This window comes from Polynucleobacter sphagniphilus, assembly GCF_001953355.1.
Lineage (GTDB): Bacteria > Pseudomonadota > Gammaproteobacteria > Burkholderiales > Burkholderiaceae > Polynucleobacter > Polynucleobacter sphagniphilus.
This window is the reverse complement of record NZ_MPIY01000002.1, coordinates 38,444-56,317: the sequence shown is the minus strand read 5'-3', so window position 1 is coordinate 56,317 and position 17,874 is coordinate 38,444. Positions and strand designations below refer to the sequence as shown.

Here is a 17,874-nt window from a genome sequence, read left to right as displayed (position 1 = left end):
CATTTGGTTCATAGTAAGCCGGCCTGTTTCATTGCAGTTTTCAGAGGCTCTCGCAAAGAGACGCTCAAAGGGGTTAATGGCAAACGAATACCAGCAGTAATTTTGCCCATTTCATGTAGGGCCCACTTCACTGGAATTGGATTGGCTTCGGTAAACATGGCTTTATGCACCGCCAATAGCTGATATTGAATCGCGCGAGTTTTGACAACATCGTCAGACATGGCGGCAACACAAAGCTCATGCATTAAGCGTGGGGCAATATTGGCAGTGACAGAAATATTTCCCTTACCACCCATCAACATCAGCATTGCTGCAGTTAAATCATCACCTGAAAATACAGAAAAATCGCTGTGCCCTGCACGCTTCAGATCGGCAATTAAGAGTGTGCCACGCTCAAGACTTCCAGTAGCATCTTTAATACCAATGATTCCAGGCACATCGGCCAATCGAACCACTGTATCGCCGGCTAAATCAGCAACAGTTCGCCCTGGTACGTTATATAAAATCACAGGTAGATCGACAGCCTCAGCAATTTTTTTGAAGTGGGCGTACATACCCTCTTGTGTAGGCTTGTTGTAGTAAGGCACCACTTGAAGACTGGCGTCAGCGCCAACATTTTTAGCAAACTTCGTTAACTCAATCGCTTCTTGGGTAGAGTTTCCACCAGTGCCGGCAATTACCGGAATGCGTCCAGCAATATGTTCAACCGTTACACGAATCAGTTCACAGTGCTCTTGAACGGAGACAGTCGGTGATTCACCGCTTGTGCCAACAATCACAATGCCATCAGTGCCTTCGGCTACGTGCCAGTCCAAGAGACCGCGCAGGCCATCGAAATCAAGACTGCCGTCCTCAAACATGGGAGTAACAATGGCTGGCATACTCCCAGCTATGGGATTTTTACTACCTTTAGAGTGTGCTGTATTTGTCACTGAACTTATACCGAATCCGTACCTGTATTAACCATGAAATTGTAACGGAATGCGCCCTTTTTGCTCGCCTTTTACGGTGCAAATCCGTTGAACCATGGCGGGTTTAGGCACTTCTTCATAAATATCCTCATAAGCGAGCACTTTTAGGCCTTGATTGAGCGCAAAAGCCAATAATTCACCGGGTTTAAGCAAAAAATTCGGGTTTGAGGGTTTACCAAATTGGGCATTTCCCTGAGCAAAGGTTTCATAAATCAAAACCCCTCCCCCCTCGAGCATTTCTGGCAAGCGATCCAAATAAGGGCGGTACAGGTAGTTAGTCACCACAATCCCAGAAAAACGCTCACCATCGAGCGGCCAATCTTCACCCTCTAAGTTCATCGCCCTAGCAGTCACTGTAGGCAAGTGATTTTGTGAGATTGTGTTGATATCTTGATCAACCGCCATTACTTGATAACCCAACTGAGCTAAAAAAGTAGTATGCCGGCCTGATCCACAGGCAAGATCTAAAACCAAACCATTTTTAGGGATGAACGGCGCATAACGCCTTACCCAATTAGATGGGAGGCTTAACGAATCATGCGGATGACTCAAGACTGGCAAGCTCTTAGTCGTACGCCAGACCCATTGCCTCGCGAACTTCGCGCATGGTTTCTTGCGCCACTTTTCGCGCCTTGTCGCAACCATCAGCAATGATGGAGCGGAGCAAGCTAGGGTCATCCAAATACTTTTGTGCACGCTCAAACATCGGTTGCTGCTCGAGCAAGATGGCATCAATCACGGGCTGCTTACACTCTAGACAACCAATACCTGCTGATTGACATTCTTTCTGAACCCATTGCTTAGTCTCATCATTCGAATACACCGTATGTAGCTGCCACACTGGGCAACGAGCAGGATCACCTGGATCAGTTCTACGAACACGCGCCGGATCAGTTGGCATCGTGCGGATAGACTTGATGACATCCTCCGGCTTCTGGCGAATACTAATGGTGTTGCCATAGGACTTGGACATTTTTTGCCCGTCTATTCCAGGCATGCGCGATGCTGTAGTCAGCAATGCTTGTGGCTCAGGCAGAATAATTTTGCGAGCACCTTCTAAGAAGCCAAATAAGCGTTCACGATCAGCCATCGACAAACTTTGCGCCTCTTGCAGCAAGGCTTTTGCTTGCTCTAAGGCCTCATCATCGCCCCGCTCTTGGAAGGCTACTCTTAATTCAGCGTACATTTTGGCGCGCTTACTACCCAGCTTCTTCACAGCCTCCAAGGCCTTTTCTTCAAAACCAGGCTCACGACCGTATAGATAGTTAAAGCGGCGCGCGACTTCACGTGTCATTTCAACATGAGGCACCTGGTCTTCGCCCACAGGGACAAATTGCGCTCGATAAATCAAGATATCGGCAGCTTGCAGTAATGGGTACCCCAGGAAACCATAAGTCTGCAAATCTTTTTCTTTGAGCTTCTCAATCTGATCTTTGTAAGTAGGTACGCGCTCTAACCAACCCAGTGGTGTACCCATCGAAAGCAAGAGAAATAGTTCTGCATGCTCAGGCACCTTACTTTGAATAAATAAAGTGGCCTGATTGGGATCAACTCCGGCAGCCAACCAATCAACCACCATATCCCATACCGACTGCTCTATCACATCGGGTGTTTCGTAATGGGTGGTTAATGCATGCCAATCAGCGACAAAAAAGAAGCAAGGATATTCATTTTGTAGCTTGACCCAATTCTTCAAAACACCATGGTAATGACCAAGGTGCAGGCTACCAGTTGGTCGCATGCCTGAGAGTACACGTTCAGCAAACATCTTTATCTTTATTCTTTGTTGTAATGGGGAAATAGGTTAATGCAATACAGACCAAATCGGGGTCAGGTTATCTGGGAGCAAAGGCAATACACCCAAATCAATATGGCTTTCATTTGGATCATGAAAATCAGACCCACGCGAGGCTAGGAAGCCATATTGCTGGGCTATTTTGCCGTATGTTTTATATTGATCGGGGCTATGACTACCAGTAATCACCTCTATACCCAGTCCACCCAGCTCCTTAAAGCGGATGAATAACTGCTCCATCTGCATTGCATTAAAGGAATATCTACCGGGGTGGGCAATCACCGCTACTCCGCCTGCCGCCTTGATCCAAGCAAGAGCATCTTCAAGCTTGGCCCACATATGCGGCACATAACCGGGCTTATCTTCGACTAAATAATTTTTAAATACCTGTTCAGTATTTTTGCAGATACCCTGCTCCACCAAAAAACGCGCAAAGTGGGTTCTCGAAATCAAATCATGGTTACCGGCAAAATGGAGTGCGCCCTCATAGGCGTCTGGTATTCCGGCCTTGAGCAATTGCTCAGCCATGAGCTTGGCGCGATTTCCGCGACCATTTCTCGTTTGACGCAGGCCTTCCACTAAGCCGGTATTGTCTGGATCAATTCCAAGCCCAACGATATGGATCGTTTGCCCCATCCAAGTCACTGAAATTTCAACGCCACCCAGATACTTCATTCCAAGGGCTTTGGCGGCATCTGAGGCACGCTTTTGTCCGCCTAGCTCATCATGATCAGTTAAAGCCCACAAGCGCACACCATTGGCATAGGCGCGCTGAGCCAATTCTTCGGGAGTTAAAGTCCCGTCAGAAACGACCGAGTGGCAATGCAAATCGGCATTGAGGCTTAAATTACTGATCATTGGCCTATTTTAGGTCAAGCTGGTGTCAATTACCCGACGCGGAGCATCCAAGTAGTCTCGAGACTGCATTTCTATCAAGCGGGAGACAGTTCTGGAGAATTCAGCCGTAATTTGACCCTCTGTATATAGCTCGGGGGCATCGACTTCGGCGGAAATGATTAATTTGACCTTATGGTCATATAAAACGTCAATCAGCCAGATAAAGCGCCGTGCCTCATTGGTCATCCTGGGAGGCATATAGGGCACCCCAGACAAAATAACTGTATGAAAGCGCTTTGCAATCTCGAGGTAGTCGTTTTGAGAGCGCGGACCACAACACAGCGTATTAAAGTCAAACCACACTACCCCATCAACCATGTGCAAAGGCTTTAATTCGCGCGATTCAATATTTAAACTGGGATTAGAAGGCTCTTGCTGGTTACCAATTAAGGCGTGAAACATCTCCAATAAACGGGCATCGGATTGCGCATTTAAAGGAGCTAGGTAGGCCTCCACTTGCGCCATCTGTACACGACGATAGTCATTGCCAGCATCTACATTCAAAATATCAAGCTGTTCTTCTAGCAGCTTGATGGCAGGCAAAAGGCGATCACGATGCAAGCCATTTGGATAGAGTTGATCGGGGCGATAGTTAGATGTCATGACAAACTGCACTCGATCAGCAAACAAGGCGCTAAGCAAGCGATACAAAATCATGGCATCCGCAATATCGTTGATATGAAATTCATCAAAACAAATCAAACGATAGCGTTTTGAAATGCGTAAGGCAAGCTCGTTTAAGGGGTCGGCCAAACCAGATAACTCATGTAGCTCACGATGAACTTCACGCATGAACTCATGAAAATGAATGCGTATCTTTTTTTCTAATGGGGATGCAGCAAAAAAGCAATCCATTAAAAAAGATTTGCCGCGCCCTACCCCGCCCCATAAATATAAACCGCGAGGAAGTTTAGGTTTAAAGAGTTTCTTTTTTAGCCTATTGCTGCGGATTTCTTTATAAGCAATCCACTCGTCTTCACAGACTTGCAAACGTTCGATAGCAGCAAGCTGCGCGGGATCTGTGTGATACCCGCGCGCCTTTAACTCTTGATGGTAATACTCTAAAGCCTTCAATTACATGTTTAATGCGCGTTTATCTGTCGCCAAAGCTGCCTCACGAACTACTTCAGACAGACTTGGATGCGGATGACAGATACGTGCAATATCTTCAGCAGCCGCTTTAAATTCCATTGCAACCGCAGCTTCAGCAATCAAATCGGATGCATTAGCACCAATAATATGAACACCCAAGATTTCATCGGTATTCGCATCAGCCAAGACCTTAACAAAACCATCGGCACGACCCATGCCCAATGCACGGCCATTGGCAGCAAATGGGAACTGGCCTGGCTTATAAGCGCGGCCTTCAGCCTTGAGTTGTTCTTCAGTTTTACCAACCCAAGCAATTTCTGGATCGGTGTAGATCACCCATGGAATACAGTTGTAATCGATATGGGGTTTTTGACCAGCGATCACTTCAGCAACTAAGACACCTTCATCTTCAGCTTTGTGTGCCAACATGGGTCCGCGCACAACATCACCAACTGCATACACACCCGGCGCAGCTGTAGCACAAGTATGATCATCAATAGGAATAAAGCCACGCTCATCGACTTTCAAACCAATCTTGTCTAGTCCAAGATTTTCGGTATTTGGCACCCGTCCAACGGAAACGATCAAACGATCACATTCCAACTTACTGGCCTTTCCAGTAGCATCGGTGTAGTTCACTACTACACCCTTCTTGTCAGCTTTTACTTCACCAATCTTGACGCCAGTGCTGATGTTGAGGCCTTGTTTGCTCAGTAACTTTTGCGCTTCTTTAGCAATGCCTTGATCACAAGCACCCAAGAAAGATGGCATTGCTTCCAAAATAGTCACATCAGAGCCCACGCGACGCCACACAGAACCTAATTCCAAGCCGATGACGCCGGCACCAATCACACCCAACTTCTTAGGTACCGAATCAAACTTGAGGGCACCCTCGTTATCGCAGATCAATACATTATCAACAGCAATACCTGGCAAATGACGTGCTTTAGAGCCAGTAGCAATAATCACATTTTTTGTAGTGACAGTTTCTTTATCCTTGCCATCAATCTTCACTTGATAGCCATCAGCCGTTTTGCCCTCGAAAGAAGCGTGGCCTTTTAATAACGTAATTTTATTCTTGCGGAATAAAAACTGAATACCGCCGGTCATCTTAGTCACGATGTCATCTTTTCGAGAAATCATTTTCTTCGAATCGATACTCACAGCACCCACTTTAATTCCGTGGTCAGCGGCATGGTGTGCAATCTTTTCAAACTCTTCCGAAGATGCTAATAAAGCCTTAGAAGGAATGCAGCCGACATTCAAGCAGGTGCCACCTAGGCGCGGCTCCCCTTTTGGATCATCATAGGCATTAGATTCTGCACAGGCAACTTTAAATCCGAGTTGCGCTGCACGAATTGCAGCGATATAGCCGCCAGGGCCGCCACCAATAACGAGTACATCAAAAGCTTGGCTCATGATCTTCCCTTCTTACAAATCAAGGAGAAGACGTGAAGGATCTTCTAAGGCATCCTTCATGGCTACCAAACCTAAAACTGCCTCGCGACCATCGATGATTCGATGATCATAAGAAAGCGCCAAGTAATTAATTGGACGAATCACAATCTGACCATTTTCGACAACTGCACGCTCTTTAGTGGCATGAATGCCCAAGATTGCTGATTGGGGTGGATTAATGATTGGAGTAGAAAGCATTGAGCCAAATACCCCTCCATTGGAGATAGAGAATGTACCGCCAGTCAACTCTTCAATCGTCAACTTACCTTCACGAGCTTTGACGCCAAACTCAGCAATCTTTTTCTCAATATCAGCTAAATTCATTTGGTCTACATCACGCAAGATGGGCACCACTAAACCACGTGGTGAACTCACGGCAATGCCAATATCAAAGTAACCGTGGTAGATGATGTCATTGCCATCAACAGAAGCATTGAGAAGCGGGAATTTTTTCAAAGCATGTGTAGCCGCTTTGACAAAGAAAGACATGAAGCCCAATTTAACGCCATGGACCTTCTCAAATTGATCTTTGTATTTATTGCGCATTGCAATCACCGGCGCCATATTGACTTCATTAAAAGTTGTCAAAATCGCATTGTTTGCTTGTGACTCAAGCAAGCGCTCTGCAATACGAGCGCGTAAACGACTCATGGGTACGCGCTCTTCTGGACGATCGCTCATTGGAATTGGTGCAGTTGCTACAGGTGCTGATTTAGAAGCTCCAGCAACCGCATTCAAGGCATCGCCTTTTGTAATGCGGCCATCTCGACCAGAACCAGCAACCTGGTTTGCGCTTAAATTATTCTCCGCCATCAACTTAGCAGCAGATGGAGCTGCGGCCGCACTAGATTGAGCTGCAGGAGCAGCTGACTTGGCAGGCGCTGGTGCCGCCGCAGGAGCTGGCACTGGTACGGCTGCCGCAGGAGCTGCGGCTGCAACGGCGGTACTATCAATTTTTGCAATCAGCTCATCTGCTACTACCGTGCCACCATCAGCAACTACCAGTTCTGTAATTACACCGGCGGATGGCGCAGGCACTTCAAGCACTACTTTGTCGGTTTCGATTTCCACCAAGATTTCGTCCTGAGCAACGGCATCACCTACCTTTTTTTTCCACTGTAACAAGGTAGCTTCCGCTACAGACTCAGAGAGTTGGGGTACTTTAACTTCGAATATGGCCATGATTAATCCTATCTATGTATTTATATTGGTTATGTCGACGATTATTTCGTGATCACATAACCTTTCAGTTTGGCAAATGCTGCATTGAGTAATGATTTTTGTTGTTCTTGGTGAAGATGTGCATATCCGCAAGCAGGAGATGCAGAAGCAGGACGGCCGGCATAAGCCAACTTCATACCGTCGGCCATATTCTCCAAAATATTATGCTGGACAAAGAACCACGCCCCTTGGTTTTGTGGCTCATCCTGACACCAAATCACCTCTTCCAATTTAGGATATTTTTTCAACTCAGCAGCCAATGCCTTATGCGGGAATGGATACAACTGTTCTAAGCGAATAATCGCAACATCGGCAATCTTCTTATCGGTGCGTGCCTTGACCAAATCGTAGTAAACCTTACCAGAGCACATAATTAAACGAGTCACTTGCTTGCCATCAATCGATTCATCACGTTCAGGCAGAATCGTTTGGAAGCCGCCTTTGGTAAATTCAGATAATGGTGAAGCGGCTTCTTTATTGCGCAATAGAGATTTTGGTGTCATCAAGATCAGCGGTTTGCGGAACTGACGAATCATTTGACGACGCAATACGTGAAAGATCTGCGCTGCGGTTGTAGGCTGAATCACCTGCATATTGGTGTCAGCACAGAGCTGCATGAAACGCTCTAGGCGTGCTGATGAGTGCTCAGGACCCTGACCTTCATAGCCGTGTGGCAACATCATCACCAAACCGTTAGCGCGACCCCACTTCACCTCACCAGATGCGATAAATTGGTCGATCACCACTTGAGCGCCGTTAGCAAAGTCGCCAAACTGCGCTTCCCAAATAGTCAAAGTGTTTGGTTCTGCTGCCGCATAACCGTATTCAAAGCCCAATACCGCCTCTTCTGAGAGGATGGAATCAATCACAAGGAATGGGGCTTGATCTTTAGCTACATGACGCAATGGCATGTAAGTACCAGAATCCCATTTCTCACGGTTCTGATTGTGCAAAACAGCGTGACGGTGGGTAAAGGTGCCGCGTCCACTATCCTCTCCAGACAAGCGCACCGGATAACCGCTGGCTACCAAAGAGGCAAAAGCCATGTGCTCGCCCATACCCCAATCAATATTTATCTCACCGCGACCCATCGCTGCGCGATCTTTGTAGACCTTCTCAACTAGCGGGTGTACCTTGAAGTCTTCAGGAATGGTAGAAATCTTCTCGGCTAAACGCTTCCACTCCGCCAAAGGAATAGCAGTATCAGCTTCGTCGGTCCACTTCTTATTGAGGAAGGGACTCCAATCGACTGCAAACTTACCCTTGAAATTACTCAGCACAGGATCAGAGGTTTGTTTACCGGCATCCATTGCAGCGCGATACTCTTTGACCATGAGGTCACCAGTACCAACAGGCAACACACCTTGCGCCTCTAATTTATCCGCATAGACCTTACGCGTACCAGGATGAGCAGCAATAATTTTATACATCAAGGGCTGCGTCATCGCAGGCGTATCTTGCTCGTTGTGACCCAATTTACGGAAACAAACAATATCGATCGCAACGTCTTTATGGAATTGAGTACGGAACTCAACTGCCAATTTAGTTGCCAAAACAACTGCCTCTGGATCATCTCCATTGACGTGTAGCACGGGCGCATCAACTACTTTCATGATGTCAGTGCAATACAAGCTTGAACGCAAATCGCGAGGATCAGAAGTTGTAAAGCCAATCTGGTTATTAATGACGATGTGCACCGTACCGCCAGTGGAGTAACCACGAACCTCAGACATTGCTAGTGTTTCTTGCATTACACCTTGACCAGCAATAGCCGCATCTCCATGGACCAATACAGGCAGAACTTGCTCACCCAACATATCGCCACGGCGCTCCATACGGGCACGTGCTGAACCTTCCACTACTGGGTTCACGATTTCTAGATGGGAGGGGTTAAACGCCAAGGATAAATGCACTGGGCCAGCGGGAGTTGAAATGTCGCTCGAGAAACCTTGGTGATATTTAACGTCACCGGCAGGTAATGTTTCAGGGCCTTTATGTTCAAACTCAGCAAATAAGTCGGTCGGCATTTTGCCCAAGGTATTTACCAGAACATTCAGACGACCACGATGGGCCATGCCAATCACAATTTCTTGAACACCTTTAGAGCCAGCCTCACGGATCAATTCATCCATACAGGCAATAAAGCTTTCGCCACCCTCAAGTGAGAAACGCTTTTGACCAACGTATTTCGCTTGAAGATAGCGCTCAAGACCTTCTGCCGCAGTTACGCGATCTAAAATCTGACGCTTTTCTTCGACATTAAATTTAGGAGTTGAGCGAATCGACTCTAATTTTTCTTGCCACCATTTTTTAATTTTCTGGTCAGCAATAAACATGTACTCAACACCAATGGTGCCGCAATAGGTCTCTCGCAACGCCTGCAATAATTCGCGTAAGGGCATTTGCGTTTTGCCAAAAAAGGTATTGCTAGTGTTGAAGACGATATCCATATCGCCATCAGTAAAGCCATAAAAAGCAGGATTCAATTCAGGGATGTCCGGACGCTCAGTGCGTTTTAACGGATCAATATCAGCCCAGCGGTTTCCAACATTTCGGTATGCAGCAATCAGCTGCTGAACGGCAACGCGCTTGCGCCCCATTTCAGAGTCAGCTGAATCTGAAACAGTTCGGATAGGACCCTGCTTAGCGCGCTCAGCGAAAGAGGCAACAATCGGTCCATGGGCAATATCTGTTCTAGAAGAACCATCTGCCGCCGGAACTTGTTTCACATTATCAAAATAGGCTCGCCAATGATCCTCTACGGAAGTTGGATCAAGCAAATAGGATTCGTAGAGTTCTTCTACGTAAGGGGCGTTTCCGCCGAAGAGATAGGAGTTATCTCTTTGGTCCTGCATCATGATGCTCACCTTTCATCGGGTTTCCCGAATAAAAACTGTGGTTATAACCATCCGTTATGCGGCTCTACCGTTTGGCGGATTGCTCTGTGCAATTACTGGTACTACAGCAGTAATTTAACACGAGTAACCACCCTACCCTAAAGGGCTTTCCCTGATTTTTTACCAAATCGGGGAAAGTACCAAGGAAAACAATTAATAAGAGCTTTCCTACTTCCTTTTAATCGCCTCCTGACAGATTCAAATGAATATGGTTTTTATTCTCTAAATCTTCAAACAAATAAATGGGATTAAGAACATATGAAAGCAATTACCCCGGACTTGGAATATCTCAGTACGCGTCAAAGTGCCAAAGTACTTCAAGTTTCCCTAGGAACAGTCCAAAAAATGGTTGAATTAGGTGAATTAATCGCCTGGAAAACCAGGGGCGGCCACCGCCGGATTCTAGTCAGCTCGCTAGAACAACAACTGCAGAGAAGAAAACGTGCGATGCGCCAAAAGACCACTCAAAAATGTATTGCAATGGGGATATTTAGGCGGATTGAAAATAGTCATGAATTAATGGAGTCAATTCAATTCTGGCAATTGAAGGTTGAAATGGAAATCGCGGTAGATAGCCTGGAGGGATTAATGACAGCTGTTTCTATAGCCCCAGATCTTATCTTTTTAGATGCATTGATTCCACCGGTAGAACAAGTCCATCTGATACATTATTTGAGCAAAAACAAGGATACACAGCGCATTCCTATTTTGGTAGATGAAGGTTTTATCAAACTACACCCTGGTGTGATCAGCTTGGCAGATCAAAACTCCTATGGAATTCCTCTAGAACGACCGGCACAGATCAAGGAAGATCTCGAAAACGGTTTAATCAGCCAAAATCCACTGATTATTGGCTATCCAGCGACTGATTCTGAGGCGGATGCAAGTTTGAACCTACAAAACAGACATGAGCTCTTAGAGCCGATTTTTATACAGGCCCTGGCTAAAAAGTGCCATTAAGGAAATAAAAAAACCGCCTCAGCTATTGAGGCGGCCTTATAGTCTTTTAATTCAGAGGGTTAGATGAGAAAGCTGTTGCGATCTCTGCCTTCAATCCACTTGGGAGCCTTACCGCGACCAGTCCAAGTTTCACCAGTGGATGGGTTGCGATACTTTGGCGCCACTTTACCGCTAGGACTACGTGCACCACCCGCCTTGCGACTGAACAGATCAGCCGCTGTTAAGTCGTATTCTTCAATAATTAATTTTGCTTTTGCAATACCCTCTGCTTTTTCGCGAAGCACTGCTTCTTTAATTTGCTTATCTAATTGCTCACGTTGAGCCAAAAGCTCTTTATAAGAAGACATGGTTTATTTCTCCAAATAATATGTTTTAAACCAGATCGAATAATCTGATTCTAGTAAGAATTATATAGATAATATACAAATAGGCAATATTATATTTAAATATAAGCCTTTTAAATAATAAGATTTTAATATGCTATCGAAGCATTATTAATAATAATTATAAATATTATATTTATTATTAATATTATTTCCGCAGCATAAAGGTACCACTTGCCTTAGCGGTAATTTCGCCAGCGGTATTTAATACCACTGCCTCACAGTAATTAACAGTTTTACCGACCTTGAGCACACTTCCCTCAACAATAATTTTTCCAGTGCTTGGACGCATAAAACTGACAGTCATATCGATTGTCATAGCCCCAAATCCCTCAGAAGTGGTGCTACGAGCAGCTGCACCCATCGCAAAATCGAGGAGTGTCATGATGACGCCACCATGGGCAATATGAAAGCTATTCTCATACTCGGGACGAATCTCCAGGCTAATTCGCGACTTACCGTCTTTGGCATGCTCAGGAATAACGCCTAAGTGATCCAGAAAGGGAATGTTTAAACCAAAGAAATCCGTAGGAGTATGGGTATTTGACATGGGAGACCCGCAAGCTATCAAAATTATGAAGAAGAATGGTCGGGGCGAGAGGATTTGAACCTCCGACCACTTGCACCCCATGCAAGTACGCTACCAGGCTGCGCTACGCCCCGACGAAAGACGAAATTGTATCAGTAACTATTTAGACAGAATCTGCAAAACTGCTTGGAGCTCATCGCGCAAACGTAATTCGCCCCGCGCTTCATCCAATCGATTGCGTGCGCCACTGATCGTAAAACCCTCTTCATAAAGAAGTGAGCGAATCTTGCGAATCAAAACAACCTCATGATGCTGATAGTAGCGGCGGTTACCACGGCGCTTTTGTGGGCTGAGCTGTGAAAACTCTTGCTCCCAATAGCGTAAAACATGGGAACGTACGCCGCATAAATCTGCTACCTCGCCAATGGTGAAGTAGCGCTTTGCGGGTATCGGCGGCAACTGTGAACTTAACAGTCCCGACCCAGCATCAAATTCCGTTTTCTCTAGCATTGGACTCCACTACATCCTTCAGCTTTTGGCTGGCATGAAAAGTAACTACGCGACGGGCAGCTATTGGAATCATCTCACCCGTCTTTGGATTGCGGCCAGGACGTGCTGATTTATTACGCAACTGAAAATTACCAAACCCAGAAATCTTGACCTCTACACCAGACTCCAAAGACTGTCCAATTCGATCAAAGAATGCATCAATCATATCCTTGGCTTCGCGTTTATTTAAGCCAACTTGATCGAAAAGGGCTTCAGACAATTCGTTTTTAGTAACCGTATCGTTTGTGTTTAATTGGGTCATTGCCGCACTCTTTTTAATGTCTCTTGAAAAACGATTAATTCAAATATTTATTAATACTATACCTAGCGCAGGCGAGCCGCACATTTTTTTTCTAGCGCAGCCAATAAAGCGCTCATCACCGGTTCAATTTGTGCATCCTGCAATGTCTCTTGCGGATTTAATAATGTAACCCTAAATGCTAAGCTCTTCTCATCATCAGCCATAGAGCTCGAACCAGCCTTTGGTTTGAACTCATCAAATAGCTCAATCTTACGAATAAGGGCTTGCTTACTTGCATTCATGGCATCGAGCAAGGACTGAGCAGAAACAGATTGCTTAACAACCACCGCCAAATCACGCTGAACAGCAGGAAACTTACTCAATTCTTCTGGTTGAGGCAAACCCAATTGACTAATCGCTTCTAGATCCAACTCAAATAAAACGGGGGCCTGGGGCAATTCATAAGCTTGCTGTAATCCAGGATGCAGCTCTCCAATCCAACCAATACTCACCAAGCCTTGAGCAGTTTTTAATTGGACTTGGGCGCTACGACCAGGATGCAAGGCCACATGCAATGCAGCTTCAGTAGTGAAATGCAGGGGATCTAAAACGCGCTCAAGATCACCCTTGACATCAAAGAAATCAACCAAACGGTTTTCGCTTGCCCATTGTTCGGGAACAAATGATCCATATGCAAGTCCGCCAATATGCTGTGGCTGATAGAAACCAGCTACCTTTCCAGCCTCCTCTTGAACATGGATATCGCGCTTAAATACGCGCCCCGCTTCAAATAAACGCACGCGTGCTGCGCCACGATTCAAGTTAGCTTTTAGATTGCTAAGCAGGCCACCCCAAAGATTACTGCGCATGACACCGTACTGACTAGCAATCGGATTGACAACAGCAATCAAATCATTGTCAGTTGCACCAGTCAAGCGCTGCTCACTCTCAAGATCGGTAAAGCCAAAATTGACTGCCTCTTGATAGCCTTGTAAAGCCAAACGTTGACGTAATAAATGGATGCCACGCCTTGCTTCTGGCTTAGCGCTCATTTTCAAAGAGGAGATCGGCGGCGTATCAGGGATATTTTCAAAGCCATACATGCGCGCCACCTCTTCGATGAGATCTTCTTCGATCTCAATATCAAAACGATAGCTTGGTGGTGTGACAACAAAAACGTCGTTCGCCTCTTGCTTGAACTCAAAGCCTAGGCGTTTAAATACATCAGCAACAATCTCGTTTGTCAGAGCAATCCCAATCACTTTGACGGCACGAGCCAAACGCATGGCTACCGGCTTGCGCTCTGGCACATTAACCACTTGATCATCCACGGGGCCGGCTTGACCACCACATACCTGGAGAATCAATGCACTAAGGTATTCCAAACAGTTCGCTGTATTTTGGGGATCAACACCGCGCTCAAAGCGATGTGCTGCATCTGTGCTGAAATTAAAACGACGTGCACGACCTTGAATTGCTGATGGCAACCAGTAAGCCGCTTCCACATAAATATCTTGGGTATCGTCTGTTACTGCACAGTGATTGCCACCCATAATTCCAGCCAAGGCAACAGGGCCAGTCTGGTCTGCGACTACGCCTGCATCTTGGATCTTTCCTGAAGAGTCTGGACCCTGCAAAGCAATAGTCTGGCCATTTAACAATTCAAGGGATTCGCCAACTTTAGCCCAACGCACTACAAGATCACCGGACAGTTTCTTAATGTCAAATACATGGGTAGGCTGCCCCATCTCCAGCATGACGTAATTGGATAAATCAACCAAGGGAGAAATGCTTCTCTGGCCAGCGCGCGCTAAACGCTGCACGATTGCCTCTGGCGTTTTCGCTTTCGGATTGACGCCAAGAATAATTCGCCCAGCAAAACGACCGCACAGCTGATTATCTTCAATAGAAACTTTGAGCTTATCTGTGACGGACGGCACTGGAGCGGTCCAAGTAGGCGCGCATAAAGCAGCGCCAGTAATCGCAGATACCTCGCGAGCCATACCCATTAAAGAAAGGCAATCGGCTTTATTGGGTGTTAATTTAATAACAAAAATTTGGTCATCTAGATCAAGATACTGACGAATATCTTGCCCAACTGGGGCAACCGAGGGTAATTCCAATATGCCCTCATGGTCATCACCCAAACCAAGCTCGCGACCTGAGCACAACATACCCTGACTCTCTACACCACGGAGTTTTCCGACCTTAATAACAAAGGGTTTGCCACCGGCCTCTGCAGGAGGCAATACAGCACCAACCAAGGCACAGGGAATCTTGATGCCAGCGCGCGCATTCGGTGCACCACATACAATTTGTAGTTCCTGACCAGTACCTGCATTCACTTTGCATACGCGTAAGCGATCGGCATCTGGATGTTGTTCGGCAGACAAAATTTCTGCCACTACGATATTCGTAAAAGCCGGTGCAACTGAATGCTGCTCTTCTACCTCAAGCCCAGCCATCGTCATCGCATGACCTAAGGCATCGCTATCGATAGCAGGGTTAACGTATTGGCGTAGCCAAGATTCAGAAAATTGCATAGCTTATCTAAGTGAAGGTCAACTTAGGCAGGAAATTGCGCTAAGAAACGTAAATCGTTTTCAAAGAAAAGGCGCAGATCATCAACGCCATAACGCAACATAGTGAGGCGCTCTAAACCTGAACCAAAAGCAAAACCAGTGTATCGCTCAGGATCGATACCCATATTGCGCAATACATTCGGATGCACTTGCCCTGCCCCAGAAATCTCTAACCAACGTCCAGCCAACTTACCGCTACCAAAGGCCATATCAATCTCAGCGGAAGGCTCAGTAAATGGGAAGTACGATGGACGGAAGCGCACTTGTAATTCATTGGTTTCAAAGAATGTTCTCAAGAAGTCGGTATAAACACCCTTGAGGTCTGCAAATGAAACACTCTGAGCAATCCATAAACCCTCAACCTGATGGAACATCGGGGAGTGCGTGGCATCGCTATCGACGCGATATGTTCTGCCTGGAGCAATCACTTTAATTGGTGGCATGACGTCGGCGTGAGCATATTTTTTAACATGTTCACTGGCATAACGAACCTGAATTGGGCTGGTATGTGTTCGTAATAGCAAAGGCTTCCCATTGGAATCCTTGCCATCGATATAAAAAGTGTCCTGCATAGAACGTGCAGGATGATTCTCGGGGCTATTTAAAGCTGTGAAATTAAACCAATCGGTTTCAATTTCTGGGCCATCGGCAACATCAAAACCAATCGAGCGAAAGATTTCTTCTACACGCTCCCAGGTACGCATCACCGGATGCAAGCTACCTACCGCTTGTCCACGACCAGGCAATGACACATCGATTGATTCAGCAGCAAGGCGCTGCTGCAGAACTGCATCAGCCAAAGCTTGGCGACGCTCATTAAGAGCGGTCTCTACTGCACTCTTAATTTGATTAATTTGGGCGCCAGCACTCTTACGTTCTTCAGGCGACATTCCACCAAGCGCTTTTAGACGCTCAGTGAGAACACCTGATTTACCGAGATACTTGGCTTTCGCGTCCTCAAGAGCTGCCGCATCGGCAGCCCCGAGGAAATCACGTTTAGCATCCTCGACAATTTGGTCGAGAGAAACCATTGCAGCTTATTAATTAGTTAAGCTGCAGCGCTTACTACGGATTTGATCCGAGTAACCAAAGCGGCAAAAGCCTCTTTGTCTCTGATGGCCATATCGGAGAGCACCTTACGATCGAGTTCGATCGATGCTTTCTTCATACCATTCATGAATACGCTATAGGTTAGGTCGTGCTGACGAACTGCCGCGTTGATACGGGCAATCCACAAAGCGCGAAATACACGTTTCTTATTACGACGGTCACGGTATGCATATTGACCAGCACGCATAACCGCTTGCTTAGCAATACGGAATACGTTTTTACGACGTCCACGATAACCCGTTGCGGCATCGGTGATTTTCTTATGACGGGCTCTTGCTGTAACCCCACGTTTGACTCTTGGCATTTAGTTCTCCTATCTAGTCTGAGGTTAAGCGTAAGGAAGCATAGAGCGAATTGACTTAACGTCTGACTTCGCAACTTCAGTTGAACCACGCAAGTGACGCTTGTTCTTTGTGGTTTTTTTCGTGAGGATGTGGCGTTTGAAAGCCTGTCCTCGTTTAATCGATCCGCCTGCGCGAACCGTGAAGCGCTTTTTAGCGCTACTCTTGCTCTTCATCTTGGGCATAAAGCACCCCTTCATCTGCATGTGCAACATAGGTGGTAACCGACGGTTACTCTTCCTGTACCTAGAAACACTTCCAACAACCAGTGTCTTGCGACACCTCCCTACTTAAACAACAAGCATTACTACTTGTTACTTAGCCTTACGAATTGGGGCCAATACCATCACCATCTGACGACCCTCCATCTTCGGAAACTGTTCAACTTGACCATACTCTTGCAGGTCCAACTTCAAACGTTCCAACATTCTGACTCCGATTTCTTGGTGGGCCATTTCTCGACCCCGAAAACGAAGCGTAATCTTTGTTTTGTCGCCATCTTCCAAAAAACGGATTAGGTTGCGCAGCTTCACACCGTAGTCACCATCGTCAGTGCCGGGACGGAATTTAACCTCCTTCACCTGAATCACCTTCTGCTTAAGCTTCGCTTCATGCATCCGCTTAGCTTCTTGGTACTTGAATTTGCCGAAGTCCATGATGCGGACTACAGGTGGCACAGCAGTTGGAGCAATCTCAACCAAATCGGTCTCTTTCTCTTCTGCCAAAGCCAAGGCTTCACTCAACTTAACTACACCGATGGGCTCACCATCCATTCCAATCAGACGCACTTCAGGAGCAGTAATTTCCCGGTTAATGCGCTGCGATTTATCAGTAGCGATCTTCTTAAT

Annotated in this window: 18 protein-coding genes and 1 tRNA gene; 1 reads left to right on the top strand and 18 read right to left on the bottom strand. The window is 46.3% G+C overall.

The annotated features are described in order from the left end of the window. Window positions 1-8: 8 nt before the first annotated feature. From dapA to BOQ04_RS02630, 8 genes are all read right to left on the bottom strand, one after another. A complete protein-coding gene (gene dapA, locus BOQ04_RS02665; RefSeq protein ID WP_076023240.1) occupies window positions 9-881 on the bottom strand; it encodes a 4-hydroxy-tetrahydrodipicolinate synthase in 873 nt (290 codons plus the stop codon). Between the two features lie 78 nt (window positions 882-959). After that, window positions 960-1,523, bottom strand: a complete 564-nt coding sequence (locus tag BOQ04_RS02660) for a class I SAM-dependent methyltransferase (RefSeq protein WP_076023418.1) — start codon at window positions 1,521-1,523, stop codon at window positions 960-962. 13 nt (window positions 1,524-1,536) lie between these two features. Then, entirely contained in the window at window positions 1,537-2,739 is a 1,203-nt protein-coding gene (locus BOQ04_RS02655) for a tryptophan--tRNA ligase (RefSeq protein WP_076023239.1), read from the bottom strand. A gap of 36 nt (window positions 2,740-2,775) precedes the next feature. Then, entirely contained in the window at window positions 2,776-3,624 is an 849-nt protein-coding gene (locus tag BOQ04_RS02650; RefSeq protein ID WP_076023238.1) for a 3',5'-nucleoside bisphosphate phosphatase, read from the bottom strand. Between the two features lie 9 nt (window positions 3,625-3,633). Continuing rightward, window positions 3,634-4,737 (bottom strand): cell division protein ZapE, encoded by a 1,104-nt coding sequence (gene zapE, locus BOQ04_RS02645; protein ID WP_076023237.1) that lies wholly within the window; start codon window positions 4,735-4,737, stop codon window positions 3,634-3,636. Beyond that, complete coding sequence (gene lpdA / locus BOQ04_RS02640; RefSeq protein ID WP_076023236.1) at window positions 4,738-6,174, bottom strand: dihydrolipoyl dehydrogenase; 1,437 nt, start codon at window positions 6,172-6,174, stop codon at window positions 4,738-4,740. It abuts the gene before it with no gap. Between the two features lie 12 nt (window positions 6,175-6,186). Further along, window positions 6,187-7,395 carry a 2-oxoglutarate dehydrogenase complex dihydrolipoyllysine-residue succinyltransferase gene (odhB, locus tag BOQ04_RS02635; protein ID WP_076023235.1) on the bottom strand — a complete coding sequence of 403 codons (1,209 nt, stop codon included), beginning with the start codon at window positions 7,393-7,395 and terminating at the stop codon, window positions 6,187-6,189. A gap of 41 nt (window positions 7,396-7,436) precedes the next feature. Further along, entirely contained in the window at window positions 7,437-10,292 is a 2,856-nt protein-coding gene (locus BOQ04_RS02630; protein WP_076023234.1) for a 2-oxoglutarate dehydrogenase E1 component, read from the bottom strand. A gap of 297 nt (window positions 10,293-10,589) precedes the next feature. Between BOQ04_RS02630 and BOQ04_RS02625 the strand changes: the two genes are divergently transcribed. Beyond that, complete coding sequence (locus tag BOQ04_RS02625; RefSeq protein WP_076023233.1) at window positions 10,590-11,291, top strand: helix-turn-helix domain-containing protein; 702 nt, start codon at window positions 10,590-10,592, stop codon at window positions 11,289-11,291. Between the two features lie 59 nt (window positions 11,292-11,350). Here the strand turns inward: BOQ04_RS02625 and BOQ04_RS02620 are convergent, their stop codons facing one another. The 10 genes from BOQ04_RS02620 to infC all read right to left on the bottom strand — a co-directional run bounded on the left by BOQ04_RS02620 (window position 11,351) and on the right by infC (window position 17,874). Then, complete coding sequence (locus tag BOQ04_RS02620) at window positions 11,351-11,638, bottom strand: H-NS histone family protein (protein ID WP_076023232.1); 288 nt, start codon at window positions 11,636-11,638, stop codon at window positions 11,351-11,353. Between the two features lie 184 nt (window positions 11,639-11,822). Then, entirely contained in the window at window positions 11,823-12,224 is a 402-nt protein-coding gene (locus BOQ04_RS02615) for a PaaI family thioesterase (protein ID WP_076023231.1), read from the bottom strand. Between the two features lie 36 nt (window positions 12,225-12,260). Next, window positions 12,261-12,337 (bottom strand) — tRNA-Pro (locus BOQ04_RS02610). A gap of 25 nt (window positions 12,338-12,362) precedes the next feature. Beyond that, window positions 12,363-12,713 (bottom strand): MerR family transcriptional regulator, encoded by a 351-nt coding sequence (locus BOQ04_RS02605; protein ID WP_076023230.1) that lies wholly within the window; start codon window positions 12,711-12,713, stop codon window positions 12,363-12,365. After that, on the bottom strand, window positions 12,691-13,014 hold the full coding sequence (locus BOQ04_RS02600; RefSeq protein WP_076023229.1) for an integration host factor subunit alpha: 324 nt from the start codon (window positions 13,012-13,014) through the stop codon (window positions 12,691-12,693). Before BOQ04_RS02600 ends, BOQ04_RS02605 begins: the two co-directional genes overlap by 23 nt. A gap of 62 nt (window positions 13,015-13,076) precedes the next feature. Further along, window positions 13,077-15,536, bottom strand: a complete 2,460-nt coding sequence (gene pheT / locus BOQ04_RS02595) for a phenylalanine--tRNA ligase subunit beta (protein ID WP_076023228.1) — start codon at window positions 15,534-15,536, stop codon at window positions 13,077-13,079. Between the two features lie 23 nt (window positions 15,537-15,559). Further along, a complete protein-coding gene (pheS, locus tag BOQ04_RS02590) occupies window positions 15,560-16,606 on the bottom strand; it encodes a phenylalanine--tRNA ligase subunit alpha (RefSeq protein ID WP_076023227.1) in 1,047 nt (348 codons plus the stop codon). A 17-nt stretch (window positions 16,607-16,623) separates the two neighbouring features. Then, window positions 16,624-16,989, bottom strand: a complete 366-nt coding sequence (gene rplT / locus BOQ04_RS02585; RefSeq protein WP_076023226.1) for a 50S ribosomal protein L20 — start codon at window positions 16,987-16,989, stop codon at window positions 16,624-16,626. A 24-nt stretch (window positions 16,990-17,013) separates the two neighbouring features. Further along, window positions 17,014-17,211 (bottom strand): 50S ribosomal protein L35, encoded by a 198-nt coding sequence (rpmI, locus tag BOQ04_RS02580; protein ID WP_076023225.1) that lies wholly within the window; start codon window positions 17,209-17,211, stop codon window positions 17,014-17,016. A gap of 129 nt (window positions 17,212-17,340) precedes the next feature. Further along, window positions 17,341-17,874: a translation initiation factor IF-3 gene (gene infC, locus BOQ04_RS02575; RefSeq protein WP_420875821.1), complete on the bottom strand. Its 534-nt coding sequence runs from the start codon at window positions 17,872-17,874 to the stop codon at window positions 17,341-17,343.

Bases quoted from the DNA above. Each gene is read 5' to 3' on its own strand.
- BOQ04_RS02655 (WP_076023239.1), bottom strand. From the start codon at position 2,739: ATGTTTGCTGAACGTGTACTCTCAGGCATGCGACCAACTGGTAGCCTG.
- BOQ04_RS02625 (WP_076023233.1), top strand. From the start codon at position 10,590: ATGAAAGCAATTACCCCGGACTTGGAATATCTCAGTACGCGTCAAAGT.
- pheT (WP_076023228.1), bottom strand. From the start codon at position 15,536: ATGCAATTTTCTGAATCTTGGCTACGCCAATACGTTAACCCTGCTATC.
- BOQ04_RS02615 (WP_076023231.1), bottom strand. From the start codon at position 12,224: ATGTCAAATACCCATACTCCTACGGATTTCTTTGGTTTAAACATTCCC.
- BOQ04_RS02600 (WP_076023229.1), bottom strand. From the start codon at position 13,014: ATGACCCAATTAAACACAAACGATACGGTTACTAAAAACGAATTGTCT.
- pheS (WP_076023227.1), bottom strand. From the start codon at position 16,606: ATGGTTTCTCTCGACCAAATTGTCGAGGATGCTAAACGTGATTTCCTC.
- rplT (WP_076023226.1), bottom strand. From the start codon at position 16,989: ATGCCAAGAGTCAAACGTGGGGTTACAGCAAGAGCCCGTCATAAGAAA.
- BOQ04_RS02650 (WP_076023238.1), bottom strand. From the start codon at position 3,624: ATGATCAGTAATTTAAGCCTCAATGCCGATTTGCATTGCCACTCGGTC.
- lpdA (WP_076023236.1), bottom strand. From the start codon at position 6,174: ATGAGCCAAGCTTTTGATGTACTCGTTATTGGTGGCGGCCCTGGCGGC.
- BOQ04_RS02605 (WP_076023230.1), bottom strand. From the start codon at position 12,713: ATGCTAGAGAAAACGGAATTTGATGCTGGGTCGGGACTGTTAAGTTCA.
- odhB (WP_076023235.1), bottom strand. From the start codon at position 7,395: ATGGCCATATTCGAAGTTAAAGTACCCCAACTCTCTGAGTCTGTAGCG.
- rpmI (WP_076023225.1), bottom strand. From the start codon at position 17,211: ATGCCCAAGATGAAGAGCAAGAGTAGCGCTAAAAAGCGCTTCACGGTT.
- BOQ04_RS02630 (WP_076023234.1), bottom strand. From the start codon at position 10,292: ATGATGCAGGACCAAAGAGATAACTCCTATCTCTTCGGCGGAAACGCC.
- BOQ04_RS02620 (WP_076023232.1), bottom strand. From the start codon at position 11,638: ATGTCTTCTTATAAAGAGCTTTTGGCTCAACGTGAGCAATTAGATAAG.
- dapA (WP_076023240.1), bottom strand. From the start codon at position 881: ATGCCAGCCATTGTTACTCCCATGTTTGAGGACGGCAGTCTTGATTTC.